Here is a 15,413-nt window from a genome sequence, read left to right as displayed (position 1 = left end):
CCATGGCGACTTATCAAAACATCTTCACGCAGGTCCAGGTCACCGGACCACCGGAAATGGGCATCCCGCTCGCTCCGGAAGAAGACGTCCGCATCCCTGCGACCGGCAACAACTACTGGCTCGGCAAGATTGGCCAGGCCCAGTTCGGTCCTGTCTACCTTGGCTGGCTCGGCACCGCCTCGCTCGCCTTCGGGACGATCGCGATCCTGATCATCGGGTTCAACTTCTGGGCCCAGGTGAACTGGAGCCCGCAGGCATTCGTGCGCGAGTTCTTCTGGCTCTCGCTCGATCCTCCGGGTCCGGAATACGGCTTCAGCCTGTTCGTGCCCCTGCAGGAGGGGGGATGGTTCATCCTCACGGGCGGCTTCCTCACGGCAGCGGTGCTATTGTGGTGGGCGAGGACCTATTCGAGGGCCAAGGCGCTCGGCATGGGGATGCACATTCCTTGGGCCTTCGCGAGCGCGATCTGGCTGTTCCTCGTGCTGGGCTTCATCCGCCCGCTCCTGCTCGGCCAGTGGTCTGAGGCCGTGCCCTACGGCATCTTCAGCCACCTCGACTGGACCAACAACTTCTCGCTCATCCACGGCAACCTGTTCTACAACCCCTTCCACGCGCTCTCGATCGTGTTCCTCTACGGATCGGCGGTCCTGTTCGCGATGCACGGGGCGACGATCCTCGCCGTGGGCCGCTATGGCGGCGAGCGCGAGATCGAGCAGATCACCGACCGCGGGACGGCGTCCGAACGCGCCGCGCTGTTCTGGAGGTGGACCATGGGCTTCAACGCCTCGATGGAATCGATCCACCGCTGGGCCTGGTGGTTCGCGGTCCTGACCACGCTCACCGGCGGGATCGGCATCCTGCTCTCCGGGACCGTGGTCGATAACTGGTATCTCTGGGCGCAGGAGCACTACTACGCTCCCAAGTGACGCGCCCGTGAGGCGGGGATCGGCTACGGCCTGATCCCCGCCCGTCGGCCTCAGGAAGAAGCCCGGCTGCGCCAATGGCGTCGCCGGGCTTTTTCATTTCAGGACACGATGGTCTGAATCGTTCCAGAAGGCGCGGCGCGCGGCAGCGCGGTGCCGTCTCCGGGCGCAAGTGCAAAGGGCGGGCTCGGCTTCCGGCGAAGCCCGATCCCGGGCTTTCGGGCCGTCAGCCCTTCTCCCTCGTCTTGAGATCGAGCAGGTGGAGCGGGAGCGACAGGAGGAGCGGGAGCGCGATCACGGGCCAGGGCGCACCGGTCAATGCGCCGCGCAGCGCTAGCACGATGAGCGCGGCAGGGCCGAGCAGGCCGAGCATCTCCATCCAGCTCCAACCCCCGCGACGCAGCCACAGCGCCTCGAGCGCGAGCACGGCAAGGATAACGTCGGCTGCGTGACCGCTTTCGAACAGCCAGGTCATCCGGCTTGGCCTCCCTCCTATTTGGCAGAGCAAGCTCCTTGCCACAGACGGGGCCACCCGCGCCAGAGCCGCACGCCTGTCCAGCCCGCCGGAGCAGCGGGCACGATGACGCGGGCTACAGCCTCGCAGTCAGAAGGAGGCTCGATAGTTCGAGGGGGCTGCCCAAGGGGCCGTGCGAAATCCGTACGGCCCGCGCCGCTCCGGTTCAGCCGAAGGGCGGGTTCAGTTCGACCACCGCCCAGTTGAGCGCGCCCGCCATGCTGACCCAGCCGAGATAGGGCACGAGCAGCAGGCTCGCTCCACGCGAATAGCGCCCGCAATAGATGATCAGCGCGATGATCGAGAGCCACAGGAATATGAGCTCGTAAAACGCCCAGTCCGGGCGCTGCAGGCGGAAGAAGAGCAGGCTCCAGGTGATGTTGAGAAAGCCATTGAGCGCGAACAGGCTGACGATCCGCTCCGACACGCGGCTGTCCGGGGCCGCGCGCCAGGCCGTCACCGCCGAGACCACGATGAGCGCGTACATCAGCGTCCACGCCATCGGGAACATCGGGTCGGGCGGTGTCCAGTCCGGCTTTTCGAGTCCCTGGTACCATGGTCCCAGATCCGTGATCGTCGCGCCCAGCGCGGCGACGCACAGCGCGGCCACGGTGGCGACGACGACCGGGATGATCCAGGTGGCTTTCATGGAGAGCGTTTTAACGTGTCGCCTCCCGCAAGCCCAGCAGATGAGCGGTGTCCTTGAGGAAAATCTTGACGTGGGCGAGCGGCTTGGCGCGCACCAGCTTCTTGTTCATGTAAGCCTGCCAGGTGAGCTGCTGCACGTCCTTGTCGTCGCACATGGTGACGAACCGCTCGCGCCGCTTGTCGCTCGAATACCAGAAATACTGCATGATACCGAGCACCCAGAAGACCTTGCCGTGCTCCTTCATGAAGCGACTGCGCGCTTTCCTGAGAGCCTTCGCCTCGCCGGTCTTGAGGAACTGCGAGGCCGCTTCGGCGACATAGCGCCCGCCGGTCATGGCGTAGTAGATGCCCTCGCCCGATGCCGGTGCAACGACGCCCGCGGCATCGCCCGCGACGATCACGTCGGCGTTGTTGTCCCAGCGCTTCAGCGGCTTCAATGGAATGGGCGCGCCTTCGCGGCGGACCGTCTCGCAGCGCGTCAGGCCAAGGTCGGCGCGCATGGTCGAGATCGCGCCGCGCAGGGAGAAGCCCTTGTTCGCGCTGCCCACCCCGACGCTCGCGGTTTCGCCATGCGGGAAGACCCAGGCATAGAAATCGGGCGATAGCTTGCCCTGGTAGAACACGTCGCAGCGCGAGTGGTCGTAGGCGTCCGAATCCTCTTCGGGCGACTTGATGATCTCGTGATAGGCGAAGACGCAGGGGACCCGCTCGGCTCCGGGCAGGCACTGCTTGGCCACCGCCGAGCGTGCACCGTCTGCGCCGATCACGCAGCGCGCGCGGACCCGCTCGATCGGCCCGCCGCGCTTGCGGCGGAAGGTGACGATGGGGTGCGCCTCATCGTCGCGCTCTATCTTTTCGAAAGTGCCCTCGATCCGTTCAGCCCCCGAATGGCGCGCGCGTTCGCGCAGCCATTCGTCGAATTCCTCGCGATCGACCATGCCGACATAGCCGATCTCGCCCACCGGCATATCGACCGCCCGACCTGAAGGCGCGATCATGCGGGCCGAGCGCGCACGCGCGACCAGCAGGCTTTGCGGAATGTCGAAATCCTCCATCAGACGCGGCGGCACCGCGCCACCACAGGGCTTGATCCGCCCACCCCGCTCGAGCAGCAGCACCGAATGCCCGGCAAGGGCGAGATCGGTCGCGGCCGTGGCACCCGAGGGGCCTCCGCCGACGACGACGGCATCGTAGATTGTCTCTCTCATGCGAACACCTCCGTTTCGCGCGCGGGTTCCGGTCGCGGAGCCGCGCTGGTGCCTGTCGTGCGCAGGGCGAGCCCCGCCGCGATCACGAACAGGATCGCCTCGATGGCAAAGATCAAGCGGAAGGCGCTGCCATCATGCGCCATGACCTGCCGGGCGACATCGACGCCCAGCGCTCCCAGAAGGCCGCCGAGGCCGAAGGCGATCGCCTGGCTCGCGCCCCATACGCCCATTCGGACCCCTTCGCGGGTGGTGCGCCCTGCCCCGGCCAGCCCCATCATCGCGCCGATCGCGGAGACCGCGAAGACGCCATTGGAAAAGCCGAGGACGAAGACATTGACCCCGAGCGGCCAGCCCGGCCCGTGCATTGCCGCGACGCCGAGCGCGGCGAGCGCGAGCGCCGAGCCGATGCATCCGGCAACGACCCAGAGCCGCAACTCGCCCGGCAGTCGCCCGGCGAAGGCGCTGCCGCCCACCCCGGCGATAATCATCCCAAGGAGGATGCCGCCCTGGTGCTGCCCGCCAAGCTGCGTCGATTCGCCAGGGGCCATGCCGAAAACAAGCCCGGCGAAGGGTTCGAGGATGAGATCCTGCATCGAAAAGGCGATCATCGAGACGAAGATGAACACCGTGAAACGGCGCGCAGCCTGTTCGCGCCAGATTTCGGACAGGGCGGATTTGAAATCGGGCGCTTCCCCGCCGTCAGCCGCATGGCCATAGCGTCCAGCCTGCCGCTCGAGCCGGAAGGTCGCCAAGATACTCAGCCCCAGCATCGCAAGGCCCACGCCGCCCGAGACCCACAGCAGGCGATCGAACGAGAACGGTTCCAGCAGCGCGCCGACCGAAAAGGCGGCGGCGACGATGCCGGCGACCATCATGATCCAGGTAACTGCAGCCGCAGCCGCGCGCCGCCGGGGAGAAACGCCCGAGGCGAGCATGGCAAGCGCAGACGTGCCCGCCGCGCCCACGCCCGCACCGATCAGCGTGTAGGCCAGCACCGCAAGCGCGAAGCCGAGCGCAAAGGAGGAGGACAAAAGGATGGTCGCCTGCGTCGCCATTAGCGCGCCCGCGCCGAGCACCGCCACCCCGCCGATGATCCACGCGGTCCGGCTGCTGCCCCGGTCGGACCCGTGCCCCCACAGGGGCCGGGCGAGCTGGACCGCGTAATGCCATGCGACAAGCCCGGCGGGAATTGCGGCAACCAGCCCGATTTCCACCACCATGACGCGGTTGAGCACGGTCGTGACCAGCATCACCAGCGCACCGATCGATGCCTGCACCAGCCCGATGCGGACAATGCCCAGCCAGCCGAAGCCCCGCTCCTCGGCCGCACCGGCTAGGGTTTCGGTCGAGGTGGAGGCCGCTTGCATCAGATATACCCCCCGAGACCCAGCGCCGCGGCAAGCATCCCGAGAACATAGAGCGTGACGCCCACGCCGTTGTACCAGGGCGCATATTTCGCCGGATCGCCGACCAGTTTGGGCATGGCGAGAAACTGCGCGACAAGGACAAGGCCGACAATGCTCGCCGAGATGCTATAGCCCCAGCCCATCAGGAGTGCGATGACCACGACCTGCGCCGCCGCCATCACCGCGCAAGCGACGATCGCCGCGCCCTCGACGCCCATGACGACGGGAAGCGACTTGAGGCCGGTGGCGCGGTCGCCTTCGACGGCCTTGAAATCGTTCAAGGTCATGATGCCGTGCGCGCCGAGGCTGTAGAGCACCAGCACGATCAGCACCTCGCTGGACGGCATGGCGCCGAGCATGACGGTGGCCCCGGTGAACCAGCTGAGCCCTTCATAGGTAAGCCCGACCACCAGCGGCCCGGTCCACCCGCTCGTCTTGAAGCGGAAGGGCGGCATCGAATAGCCCCAGGCGAGCGCGAGGCCGACCAGCGCGGCGAGGAAAACCAGCTCGCCGAGCGCCAGCGCGACCGCCGCCGAGATCAGCGAGCCGATTATCGCGATATAAAGGCCCCAGCGCCCCGCGATCCGACCCGAAGGGATCGGCCGGTCGGGCTCGTTGATCGCGTCGACATGGCGGTCGAACCAGTCGTTGACCGCCTGGCTCGTCCCGCACACCAGCGGCCCGGCCAGCAGAACGCCGCCGGCGACGAACCACCAGCGGCCCTCCAGCCCCGCCCCGGAAGAGACGGCACCGCACATGAAGGCCCACATCGGGGGGAACCACGTGATCGGCTTGAGCAATTGCAGGACGTCGCGCGGCGCGGGAATCGGCGCGTGGCGAGTCGAGGCTACGGTCGTTTCCATGAGGACAGGCTATGCCTGACAGTGAAGTGCGTCAAATTATTTTGACACTCACTTTTTCCGATACCCCGAATTCGCGTAGATCCCCTGCAAAACCTGTCAGGAGGGTCAGCGGAAAAGTGTCAAATCCGTTTACGACTCGGGGTCGCTCGGCAGGTTGCCGAGGCCATAGCGGTGCAGCTTGGAATAGAGGCTCTGGCGCGACAGGCCGAGAATCTCGGCCGCCGATGCGCGGTTGTCGGAGGTGTAGGACAGCGCCGCCTCGATGCAGAGCCGCTCGATAAGGTCGGTGCTCTCGCGCACGATGTCCTTGAGGCTCATCCGGCCCACCAGATCGGTCAGCTGCTCGACCGAGCGCGGAAGGTCCTGCGAGCCGGGCGGCAGGTCGCGCAGACGCCGCCCGATCGGCCGGATGACGAAGCCGTAAAGCGGGTTATCGCCCGCCGAGCGGACCGCGGAAAGCTCGACCGGCTCGCCCTCCGCCTCGCCGCCGGTACGCAGGACGGTGCCGACATTGCGGGCCGCGCCGTGCTGGTCGATCTGGCCTTCGATCAGGTCGAGATCGATGCCGGGCCGTCCCACCCATTCGGACAGATGCCGTCCGCGCAGCTGGTCGAGGCTCGCAGCCTGGACCATTTCGACGAAGGCGTTGTTCGCGCTGACCACTTCGAGATTGACGTCGGCCACCACGAAGGCATCGGGCATCTGATCGACGAGATCGAGCACCGGCGAGGCTTCGCCCGCAGCCTGTTCGCCCGCCTGAACCAGCCGCACCAGCAGGAACTGGCCGCGATCCTGGGTGAAGCCCGCGACCGAGACCTGGACCTCGCGCCCGCCGCGAGTGAGCTTGATCGGCACCGGGCTGACCGAATCGGACGCGAGCGCCGCCCCGACCAGAGATTGCAACGTGTCGCGCGCCGACTTGTCGACCACGCCGGGCAGTTTCTTGCCCGGAAGGCTTCCCGCGCGCGCGCCGAGCAGGGCGTGGGCTGCCGGGTTCGCTTCCTTGATCCGCAGGCTCGACGCCTCGACGATCAGGACCGCTTCATGCGACCTCTCGAACAGCATCCGATAGCGCGCCTCGAGCTGGCGCATCTTGAGGTAGTCGCGCTCGAGCGATTGCTGGACCTGCAGCAGCCGTGCCTGCAGCTTGCCCGCCTCGCGCAGGTCGCGGCCGAAGGCGATGCGGTGCTCGCCCTTGTTGACGCTCAGCACCGCGTAGCGAATCGGCACCTCGCCTTCGCGCGTGGGGTGGTTGACCTGGCGCCAGTGCTGGACCTCGCCGCGCCGGGCTGCGGCAAGCATTTCCATGATCTTGGGCCGCGACTCGTCGGTGACGGTCTCGATCCAGTTCGTCCCGACCCAGCCTTCGAAACCGGGGAAGTCCTTGGGATCGAAGGCGGCGTCGAGGATCGTGCCCGTGTCGTCGAGAACGAGGGTGACGTCGCCCGCCACCATGGCAAGCTTCATCGCTGCATCGGCATCGAGGGTGTCGAACAGTTCGGCAGCATGGCCGAAAGGGTTTTTACCCTCGATCGAATGCTTGCGGGTGAGCATGGACTTTCAAGCCTAGGAGATCTCTTGCGCGTCGGCGTGCGCCGAATGGACAAGCTTCTCCGCAGTTGCAAGGGCCGCGCGCGCATCGATCCCGGTTCCGTCGGCCCCGACTTCGGCGACCATGGAGGGGTTTTCGTTGATGACGCGCCCGCCGACGAGGACGGCGATGTGCGGGTTGGCGGACACGCTGCGCATGGCCTTGATGAGATTGGCGAGAGCCGAGCTGGGACAGTCGCGCGCGACCGTCAGGCCGACAAGGTCATAGCTCTTGCGCGACAGGCGATCGAGCAGTTCGCGCCGTTCGGGCTTGACCAGGGCCTCGCTTTCCCAGCCGGCGCGGGCGAAGACTTCCTCGATCATCAGCGTGCCGAAGGAGTGAACATCGCCCGGCATGGCGGAGAACAGTGCGACCTTGCGCCCGAGGGTCGGCTGCGAGTCGCCCGGGACGCGCATGGCGACCTCGCGCATGACTTCCTGCAGGCGCCACAGGCCCATGGTCACGTCGATGAAATCGCATTCGTCGCGGTCCCACATCTCGCCCAGCGTCCGGGCGGAGGGGGCGAGCAGGTCGAGATAGATCGCATCGACACTCGCGCCCTTGCCCACGAAACGGTCGATCTCGGCGAGCAGGGCATCGGCCTCGAGCTCGAGCGGCAGGACCGCGAAGCGCGCCGCGTCGGCGGGCTCGATCTCGCGCGGGCGCTCTTCGGCCACCGCATCCTCGCCGCCGGAGGAATGGGCCATCATCAGGCGCGGGATGATCTCGCCTTCGATGATCGTGTTGATCGCATCGCCCGAACGGGAATCGGCGGTCGATGGATCGGACTTGTCCTTGCGCCGGTCGCGATAGAGGGGGTTGGTGATCACCTTGCGCAAAGCGGCGGAGCTCGCACCGAACACGCCCGCGCTCTTCATTTGTGCCATATAATTGACCCTCCCAAACTCCCGGTGCGGGCCCCACTCGGGCCCGTCCCCTGCCGGGAACGGCGCGGATCGCGTCGCCGCCGATACGTGAGGGCACTCCTCTCCCAGACCCCCTGCACCAGCGACTCCGAGGTCTACGCCCTTTTCGGCGTTTCCGCAAACAGGCTCCGACAGGACGTGTCCAATGTCAACAGAAATGAACGTCCAATCTTGTTGACACCCCCCTAACATTGAGCATAGTCTCCAACACTGAAAGCAGAGGCTATCGCATAAGATGACTCGGAAGGATCAACCCTCCCCGGTCGGGCCTGCAGCCCTCGCGGCGCAGGTGAACGAGCAAAAGGGGATCAGGCGGGGGCTCTACACTCCGGAAGAGCGCCGGCGCCGGGACGAGTCGGCCTGGACGATTGTCCAGGGCGTGCTGGCCCCGCTGCAGTTCCTCGTCTTCCTGGTGTCGCTCGGCCTCGTCATCCGCACCCTGATGACCGGCGAAGGCGCCTTCGCGGCGGATGTCTCGATCGTCATCAAGACCTTCGTTCTCTACACCATCATGGTCACGGGCGCGATCTGGGAGAAGGTCGTGTTCGGCAAGTATCTCTTCGCCGAAGCCTTCTTCTGGGAAGATGTCTTCTCCATGCTCGTGATCGCGCTGCACACGGCCTATCTCGTGATGCTGCTGGGCGAATACGGCACGCTCGATGAGCGGATGTTCGTCGCGCTCGCCGCCTATGCGGCCTATGTCATCAACGCGGTCCAGTTCCTGCTGAAACTGCGCGCGGCGCGGCTCCAGGCCGAAGCGGAAGACGCGGCCGAGGCCGCTGTCGGAGAGGCAGTGGCGGCATGAGCGAGACGACCCTCCTTGCAGGCTGCAACGATGCCGCGACCGCCAAGACCGATTCGCCCCGCCCGATCCTGCGCGAACGCGGGCAGCGCGAGGTTTTCTGCGGGCTGACCGGAATCGTCTGGCTCCACCGCAAGATGCAGGACGCCTTCTTCCTCGTGGTCGGATCGCGCACCTGCGCGCACCTTCTTCAATCGGCGGCGGGCGTGATGATTTTCGCCGAGCCCCGATTCGCCACGGCGATCATGGAGGAGCGCGATCTTGCCGGCATGGTCGATGCGCAGGACGAGCTCGACCGGGTGGTCGATCGCCTGCTTGCCCGCCGGCCCGACATCAAGACGCTGTTCCTCGTCGGCTCCTGCCCATCCGAGGTCATCAAGCTCGACCTCGCCAAGGCCGCAGAGCGCCTCGGCAAGCAGTATATGCCGCGCGTGCGCATCCTGAATTACTCGGGCAGCGGGATCGAGACGACCTTCACGCAAGGCGAAGACGCCTGCCTCGCCGCGCTGGTCCCCGAAATGCCGCGCGCAAAGGCGGATGCGGAAAAGCAGCTGCTTGTCGTCGGCTCGCTCCCCGACATCGTCGAGGACCAGTTCCTGCGCCTGTTCGACCAGATGGGCATCGATAATGTCCGCGTCCTGCCGCCGCGCGACTCGCGCGACCTGCCGGCGGTCGGGGCCAACACCCGCTACCTGCTCGCCCAGCCCTTCCTGTCGGACACGGCTATGGCGCTGGAAGATCGCGGGGCGGTGCGACTCGATGCGATGTTCCCCTTCGGCGCGGAAGGCACGACCGACTGGCTCGCCGCCGCCGCGCGCGAATTCGGCGTGGACGAGGCCCTGTTCGAGAAAGTGGTCGCGCCGGGCCGCGAGCGCGCGCGCAAGGCGATGTCGCACCTGCGCGGTCAGCTCGAGGGCAAGCGGATCAGCTTCCTGCCCGATTCGCAGCTCGAAGTGCCACTCGCCCGTTTCCTCACGACCGAACTGGGCATGATCCCGGTCGAGGTCGGCACGCCCTATCTCCACCGCGCGCATTGCGCCCGCGACCTCGCCCGCATTCCCGACACGGCCCGCATCAGCGAAGGCCAGCACGTCGAGCGTCAGCTCGACCGCGTGCGCGAGGACCGGCCCGACATCACCGTGTGCGGCCTCGGCCTCGCCAACCCGCTCGAGGCCGAGGGCCTCACGACCAAGTGGGCGATCGAGCTCGTTTTCTCGCCTATCCACGGCTTCGACCAGGCGGGCGACCTCGCCGAACTCTTCGCCCGGCCCCTGCGCCGCCGCGACAGGCTGGAGGTGTAGGGATGCAGCTGTCGGTCTGGACATACGAAGGCCCTCCCCATGTCGGCGCGATGCGGATCGCGACCGCGATGAAGGGGCTGCACTATGTCCTGCACGCGCCGCAGGGCGACACCTACGCCGACCTCCTCTTCACCATGATCGAGCGGCGCAACCACCGCCCGCCGGTCACCTACACCACGTTCGAAGCGCGCGACCTCGGCAAGGACACGGCCGAGCTGTTCCAGGAAGCCGCCCGCGATGCCGCCGCGCGGTTCAATCCGCAGGCGATGATCGTCGGCGCGTCCTGCACCGCGGAACTGATCCAGGACGACCCCGCCGGCCTTGCCGAAGCGATGGACCTGCCCTGCCCCGCGATCGCGCTCGAACTGCCGAGCTACCAGCGCAAGGAAAACTGGGGCGCGGCGGAGACCTTCTACCAGATCGTGCGCGGCCTCGCCCGGCGCGACGTGGAGCGCGCTCCGCTCGAAGGTCGCGCGGCGAAGGCCAACATTCTCGGCCCCTGCGCGCTCGGTTTCCGCCACCGCGACGATCTCGTCGAGGTGACAAAGATTCTCGCCCAGCTCGGCGTCGAGGTGAACCTCGTCGCGCCGCTGGATGCCACGCCCGCCGACATCACCCGCATCGGCGAGGCGGATTTCAACATCGTCCTCTATCCCGAGATCGCTGACGAAGCGGCCCGCTGGCTCGAACGCACGTTCCGCCAGCCCGCCGTTCGCAGCGTCCCCATCGGCGTAGGCGCTACACGCGCCTTCATCGCCGAAGTCGCCGAGCTGGCAGGTGCAGATCCCACGCCTGCCCTCGGCGACACCCAATCCCGCATGCCGTGGTGGAGCCGCTCGGTCGATTCGACCTACCTTACCGGTAAACGCGTCTTCATCTTCGGCGATGCCACCCACGCGGTCAGCGCGGCGCGGATCGCGCGTGACGAGCTCGGCTTCGAGGTCTGCGGCCTCGGCTGCTACAACCGCGAATTCGCCCGCGACATCCGGGCGGCGGCGAAAGAACACGGGGTCGAGCCGCTCATCACCGACGACCACATGGAAGTCGAGGACGCAATCGCCGAGGCTGCGCCCGAACTCGTGCTCGGCACGCAAATGGAGCGGCACATCGCCAAGCGGCTCGGCGTGCCCTGCGCGGTCATTTCCGCACCCGTCCATGTGCAGGATTTCCCCGCGCGCCATTCGCCCCAGATGGGCTTCGAGGGCGCGAACGTGATCTTCGACACCTGGGTCCACCCGCTCGTCATGGGGCTGGAGGAGCACCTGCTCACCATGTTCCGCGAGGATTTCGAATTCTCCGACGAGAACGGGCCCAGCCACCACGCCGCGCACAGCCCCTCGCCCCAGCGCATCCCGGTGCATGACGAACCCGCGCCGCAGGACAATGCCGCTGTCGCCGTGGCGGAGGCGGAGGTGGAGCCCGAGGCCGATCATCGCTGGACCGACGAGGCCGAGCGCGAGCTGAAGAAGATCCCCTTCTTCGTGCGCGGCAAGGCGCGGCGCAACACCGAGGCGTTCGCACAGGATCACGGCCGTTGGCCGATCGACGTCGAGACCCTTTACGAGGCGAAGGCGCATTATGCACGGTAAGGCTCCCACACCCCGGGCGGAAGCGCCCACGAAACTGCGCATGAATTCCCCGGTGCGCGTGACGATCGTGACGCTCGACAACCACCTCAAAGGCGCGGTCGACCGGGCGGGCGAGGCGCTGTGCAAGGACAATATCCACCTCTCGCTCCATGCCGCGGCCGATTGGGAGCGCTGCCCGGACCAGCTCGCCGCGTGCAAGCAGGCGATCGCCGAAGCCGACATCGTCATCGTCACGATGATCTTCATCGACGACCAGGTCCGCGCGATCCTGCCCGATCTCGAAGCGCGCCGGGAAAGCTGCGATGCGATGGTCTGCCTGATGTCGGCGGGCGAGATCGTACGGCTGACCCGCATGGGCGCCTATCGCATGGACGCGCCGGCCAAGGGGCCGATGGCGCTGCTCAAGAAGCTGCGCGGCTCGGGCAAGAAGGGCGCGAGTTCGGGCGAAGGGCAGATGAAAGTGCTGCGCCGCCTGCCCAAGATCCTCAAGTTCATCCCCGGCACCGCGCAGGACGTGCGGGCCTATTTCCTCACGCTGCAATACTGGCTCGCGGGTTCGGACGAGAATGTCGAGCAGATGGTCCGCGCCCTGATCGACCGCTACGCCGCGGGCGAGCGTATGGCGCGGCGAGGGAAAACGAAGGCCGAGGCGCCGCTCGAATATCCCGAAGTCGGCGTCTATCACCCGCGCACAAAGCAGCGCATTTCCGAAAGCCTGCGCCTTCTCCCACAGGGCGGCGGCGAGAATGGCACGGTCGGGCTGATCCTGCTGCGTTCCTACCTGCTGGGCCGCGACAGCCACCATTACGACGGCGCGATCAAGGCGTTCGAAGATGCCGGACTCAAGGTCATTCCGGTCTTCGCCAGCGGGCTCGACGCGCGCCCGGCGATCGAGAAATTCTTCATGGACCGGGACGGCAAGCCCACGGTCGATGCGATCGTCAACCTCACCGGCTTCTCGCTGGTCGGCGGCCCGGCCTATGCCGATGCCGAAGCCGCACGCAAGGTGCTGGGCGACCTCGATATGCCCTACGTCGCCGCCCACGCGATCGAATTCCAGTCGATCGAGGAATGGCGCAAGGGCGAACAGGGCCTGATGCCGCTGGAAGCGACGCTGATGGTCGCGCTGCCCGAACTCGACGGGGCGATCGTGCCGAGCGTCTTCGGCGGGCGCGCGGGCGAAGGCGGCTCTTTCTGCAGCGGGTGCGAGCGGCAGTGCCCGCGCCCGGCCTCCGAAAAGCTGCGCCCGATGCAGGGCTGCCCCGAACGCGCCGAGGCGCTGGCCGAGCGCACGATCAAGCTGATCCGCAACCGCCGTTCCCAGCGCGCGCAGCGCAAGGTGGCGGTGGTGCTGTTCAACTTCCCGCCCAATGCGGGCGCGACGGGCACGGCGGCCTTCCTGTCGGTCTACGAATCGCTCCATGCGACGCTCACCCGGATGAAAGCCGAGGGCTACACGGTCGATGTGCCGGAGACGGTCGACGACCTGCGGACCGCGATCCTCGAAGGCAATGCCGACCTTTACGGAGCCGATGCGAACGTCGCCGCGCGCATTCCCGCCGACGACCATGTGCGGCGCGAGAAATATCTCGCCGAGATCGAGGCGGCCTGGGGCCCCGCCCCCGGCAAGCAGCAGAGCGACGGCAGCCATATCCAGGTTCTCGGCGCCCAATTCGGCAATGTCTTCGTCGGCATCCAGCCCGCCTTCGGTTACGAGGGCGATCCGATGCGCCTGCTGTTCGAGGGCGGTTTTGCCCCGACCCACGCCTTCAGCGCTTTCTATCGCTGGATCCGTGAGGATTTCGGGGCGCACAGCGTGCTTCATTTCGGCACTCACGGCGCGCTCGAATTCATGCCCGGCAAGCAGACCGGAATGTCGAGTTCGTGCTGGCCGGAACGCCTGATCGGCGACCTGCCGAACTTCTATCTCTACGCCGCCAACAACCCGTCCGAAGGTATGCTGGCGAAGCGCCGCTCGGCCGCGACGCTGGTGAGCTACATGACCCCTCCGCTGGCGCAGGCCGGGCTTTACAAGGGTCTTTCCGAACTGAAAGCCAGCGTCGATCGCTGGCGCGCGACCGGCTCCGCCGACGAAGAGGAACGTGCGGAACTCGAAGCGATCATCGCCGAACAGTGCGATGCGCTCGACATCGAATGCGGCGCAATCGAGACGCTGACCGAGCGGCTCTACGAGCTCGAAGAGGCGCTGATCCCGCACGGGCTCCACGTCTTCGGTCGGAATCCGGAAGGCTCGGAACGCGAGGAAATGCTCGATGCAATGGTCGAGGCCGCCGTGATGGCCGAGGCCGGGATCGACCGCGGCGACCTTGGCAAGCAGCTCGATTCCTCGGACGAACTCGGCGCGCTCATCCACGCGCTCGACGGTGGCTATGTCCCGCCCGCGCCCGGCGGCGACATCGTCGCCAATCCCGAAGTGCTGCCGACGGGCCGCAACATCCACGGTTTCGACCCCTTCCTCATGCCGACGCGCTATGCCTGCATCCAGGGCGCGGAGCAGGCCGAGCGACTGATCGCGCGCCATGTCGAAAGCGGCCAGCCCTTCCCCGAAAGCATTGCGATGGTGCTGTGGGGGACCGACAATCTCAAGAGCGAAGGCACCCAGATCGCGCAGGCGCTGACCCTGATGGGCGCGCGTCCCCGCCGCGACAGTTATGGGCGGCTCGCGGGCGCGGAACTGATCCCGATCGAGGAATTGGGCCGTCCGCGCATCGACGTAGTCGCGACCCTTTCGGGCATCTTCCGTGATCTCCTCCCCATGCAGACCCGGATGCTCGCCGAGGCCGCCCTGCTGGCGAGCCAGGCCGACGAGCCGATCGAGCAGAACTTCGTGCGCAAGCACACGCTCGCGCAGATGGAAAAGCTCGGCTGCGATATGGAAACGGCGGCGCTGCGGGTCTTCTCGAACGCGGAAGGGGCATACGGCGCCAACGTCAACCAGATGATCGACGGCGGCGCCTGGACCGACCCGGACGAACTCGCCAACGCCTTCGAGGTGAACAAGGGCTTCGCCTATGGCGTGAAGGGCGCGCCGGTGCAGCAGCGCGAACTGCTACAAAGCGTGCTCGCCGATGTCGATTTCACCTACCAGAACCTCGAAAGCGTCGAGGTCGGGATCAACGACGTCGACCAGTATGTCGACGGATTGGGCGGCGTCACGCGGTCGGTTGCCAAGGCAAAGGGGTCCGAAGCCCCGGTCTACATTCTCGATGCGACGCGCGGGAACACCAAGGTCCGCACGCTCGCCGAACAGATCGATTTCGAGGCGCGCACCCGCACGCTCAATCCCAAGTGGTTCGAGGGCCTGCTCGACCACGGTTACGAGGGCGTGCGCGCGATCGAGGGCCATGTGAATGCCACTTTCGGCTGGTCCGCCACGACCGGCCAGGTCGCGCCCTGGGTCTACCAGAAAATCAGCGAGACCTTCGTCCTCGACGAAGAGATGCGCCGCCGTCTTTCCGAACTGAACCCGAAAAGCTCCGCGCGGGTCGCGGGTCGCCTGCTCGAAGCGTGCGACCGCAACCTGTGGGAGCCCGACGAGGAAACGCTCGCCGCCCTGCGTGAGGCGAGTGACGAGCTCGAGGACCGCCTCGAAGGCGTCTTCGTGGCCGAATGACAGACAAA

The 15,413-nt window shown here is 66.7% G+C and carries 12 protein-coding genes; 5 read left to right on the top strand and 7 right to left on the bottom strand.

All coding sequences use genetic code 11. From position 1 onward, the window contains the following. Positions 1 to 2: 2 nt before the first annotated feature. Positions 3 to 926: a photosynthetic reaction center subunit M gene (pufM, locus tag G9473_RS01155; protein ID WP_291135169.1), complete on the top strand. Its 924-nt coding sequence runs from the start codon at positions 3 to 5 to the stop codon at positions 924 to 926. A gap of 223 nt (positions 927 to 1,149) precedes the next feature. Here the strand turns inward: pufM and G9473_RS01150 are convergent, their stop codons facing one another. The 7 genes from G9473_RS01150 to G9473_RS01120 all read right to left on the bottom strand — a co-directional run bounded on the left by G9473_RS01150 (position 1,150) and on the right by G9473_RS01120 (position 8,040). Continuing rightward, positions 1,150 to 1,398: a hypothetical protein gene (locus G9473_RS01150; protein WP_291135167.1), complete on the bottom strand. Its 249-nt coding sequence runs from the start codon at positions 1,396 to 1,398 to the stop codon at positions 1,150 to 1,152. 205 nt (positions 1,399 to 1,603) lie between these two features. Next, a complete protein-coding gene (locus G9473_RS01145) occupies positions 1,604 to 2,086 on the bottom strand; it encodes a TspO/MBR family protein (protein WP_291135166.1) in 483 nt (160 codons plus the stop codon). A 10-nt stretch (positions 2,087 to 2,096) separates the two neighbouring features. Next, positions 2,097 to 3,293, bottom strand: a complete 1,197-nt coding sequence (locus G9473_RS01140) for a geranylgeranyl diphosphate reductase (RefSeq protein WP_291135165.1) — start codon at positions 3,291 to 3,293, stop codon at positions 2,097 to 2,099. Continuing rightward, positions 3,290 to 4,660, bottom strand: coding sequence for a BCD family MFS transporter (locus G9473_RS01135; RefSeq protein ID WP_291135163.1), 1,371 nt, complete (start codon positions 4,658 to 4,660; stop codon positions 3,290 to 3,292). Before G9473_RS01135 ends, G9473_RS01140 begins: the two co-directional genes overlap by 4 nt. Beyond that, positions 4,660 to 5,562 (bottom strand): chlorophyll synthase ChlG, encoded by a 903-nt coding sequence (gene chlG, locus G9473_RS01130; RefSeq protein WP_291135161.1) that lies wholly within the window; start codon positions 5,560 to 5,562, stop codon positions 4,660 to 4,662. The genes G9473_RS01135 and chlG overlap by 1 nt, the downstream gene beginning before the upstream one ends. Positions 5,563 to 5,691: 129 nt before the next feature. Further along, complete coding sequence (gene ppsR / locus G9473_RS01125; RefSeq protein WP_291135159.1) at positions 5,692 to 7,116, bottom strand: transcriptional regulator PpsR; 1,425 nt, start codon at positions 7,114 to 7,116, stop codon at positions 5,692 to 5,694. Between the two features lie 12 nt (positions 7,117 to 7,128). Further along, a complete protein-coding gene (locus tag G9473_RS01120) occupies positions 7,129 to 8,040 on the bottom strand; it encodes a cobalamin-dependent protein (protein WP_291135157.1) in 912 nt (303 codons plus the stop codon). A 328-nt stretch (positions 8,041 to 8,368) separates the two neighbouring features. On the opposite strand from G9473_RS01120, the gene bchF reads away from it, so the two are divergent. From bchF to G9473_RS01100, 4 genes are read left to right on the top strand one after another with little or no spacing between them, the layout of a single operon-like run. Then, on the top strand, positions 8,369 to 8,884 hold the full coding sequence (gene bchF, locus G9473_RS01115; RefSeq protein WP_291135155.1) for a 2-vinyl bacteriochlorophyllide hydratase: 516 nt from the start codon (positions 8,369 to 8,371) through the stop codon (positions 8,882 to 8,884). Beyond that, positions 8,881 to 10,182, top strand: coding sequence for a ferredoxin:protochlorophyllide reductase (ATP-dependent) subunit N (locus tag G9473_RS01110; protein WP_291135153.1), 1,302 nt, complete (start codon positions 8,881 to 8,883; stop codon positions 10,180 to 10,182). The genes bchF and G9473_RS01110 overlap by 4 nt, the downstream gene beginning before the upstream one ends. 2 nt (positions 10,183 to 10,184) lie before the next feature. Continuing rightward, on the top strand, positions 10,185 to 11,771 hold the full coding sequence (gene bchB, locus G9473_RS01105) for a ferredoxin:protochlorophyllide reductase (ATP-dependent) subunit B (protein WP_291135152.1): 1,587 nt from the start codon (positions 10,185 to 10,187) through the stop codon (positions 11,769 to 11,771). Between the two features lie 40 nt (positions 11,772 to 11,811). Continuing rightward, positions 11,812 to 15,405, top strand: a complete 3,594-nt coding sequence (locus G9473_RS01100) for a magnesium chelatase subunit H (protein WP_291135151.1) — start codon at positions 11,812 to 11,814, stop codon at positions 15,403 to 15,405. Positions 15,406 to 15,413: the final 8 nt, after the last annotated feature.

The organism is Erythrobacter sp. (genome assembly GCF_011765465.1).
Classification (GTDB): domain Bacteria; phylum Pseudomonadota; class Alphaproteobacteria; order Sphingomonadales; family Sphingomonadaceae; genus Erythrobacter.
This window is presented reverse-complemented; position numbering and strand designations above follow the sequence as displayed.

Bases quoted from the DNA above. Each gene is read 5' to 3' on its own strand.
- pufM (WP_291135169.1), top strand. From the start codon at position 3: ATGGCGACTTATCAAAACATCTTCACGCAGGTCCAGGTCACCGGACCA.
- G9473_RS01150 (WP_291135167.1), bottom strand. From the start codon at position 1,398: ATGACCTGGCTGTTCGAAAGCGGTCACGCAGCCGACGTTATCCTTGCC.
- G9473_RS01145 (WP_291135166.1), bottom strand. From the start codon at position 2,086: ATGAAAGCCACCTGGATCATCCCGGTCGTCGTCGCCACCGTGGCCGCG.
- G9473_RS01140 (WP_291135165.1), bottom strand. From the start codon at position 3,293: ATGAGAGAGACAATCTACGATGCCGTCGTCGTCGGCGGAGGCCCCTCG.
- G9473_RS01135 (WP_291135163.1), bottom strand. From the start codon at position 4,660: ATGCAAGCGGCCTCCACCTCGACCGAAACCCTAGCCGGTGCGGCCGAG.
- chlG (WP_291135161.1), bottom strand. From the start codon at position 5,562: ATGGAAACGACCGTAGCCTCGACTCGCCACGCGCCGATTCCCGCGCCG.
- ppsR (WP_291135159.1), bottom strand. From the start codon at position 7,116: ATGCTCACCCGCAAGCATTCGATCGAGGGTAAAAACCCTTTCGGCCAT.
- G9473_RS01120 (WP_291135157.1), bottom strand. From the start codon at position 8,040: ATGGCACAAATGAAGAGCGCGGGCGTGTTCGGTGCGAGCTCCGCCGCT.
- G9473_RS01110 (WP_291135153.1), top strand. From the start codon at position 8,881: ATGAGCGAGACGACCCTCCTTGCAGGCTGCAACGATGCCGCGACCGCC.
- bchB (WP_291135152.1), top strand. From the start codon at position 10,185: ATGCAGCTGTCGGTCTGGACATACGAAGGCCCTCCCCATGTCGGCGCG.
- G9473_RS01100 (WP_291135151.1), top strand. From the start codon at position 11,812: ATGAATTCCCCGGTGCGCGTGACGATCGTGACGCTCGACAACCACCTC.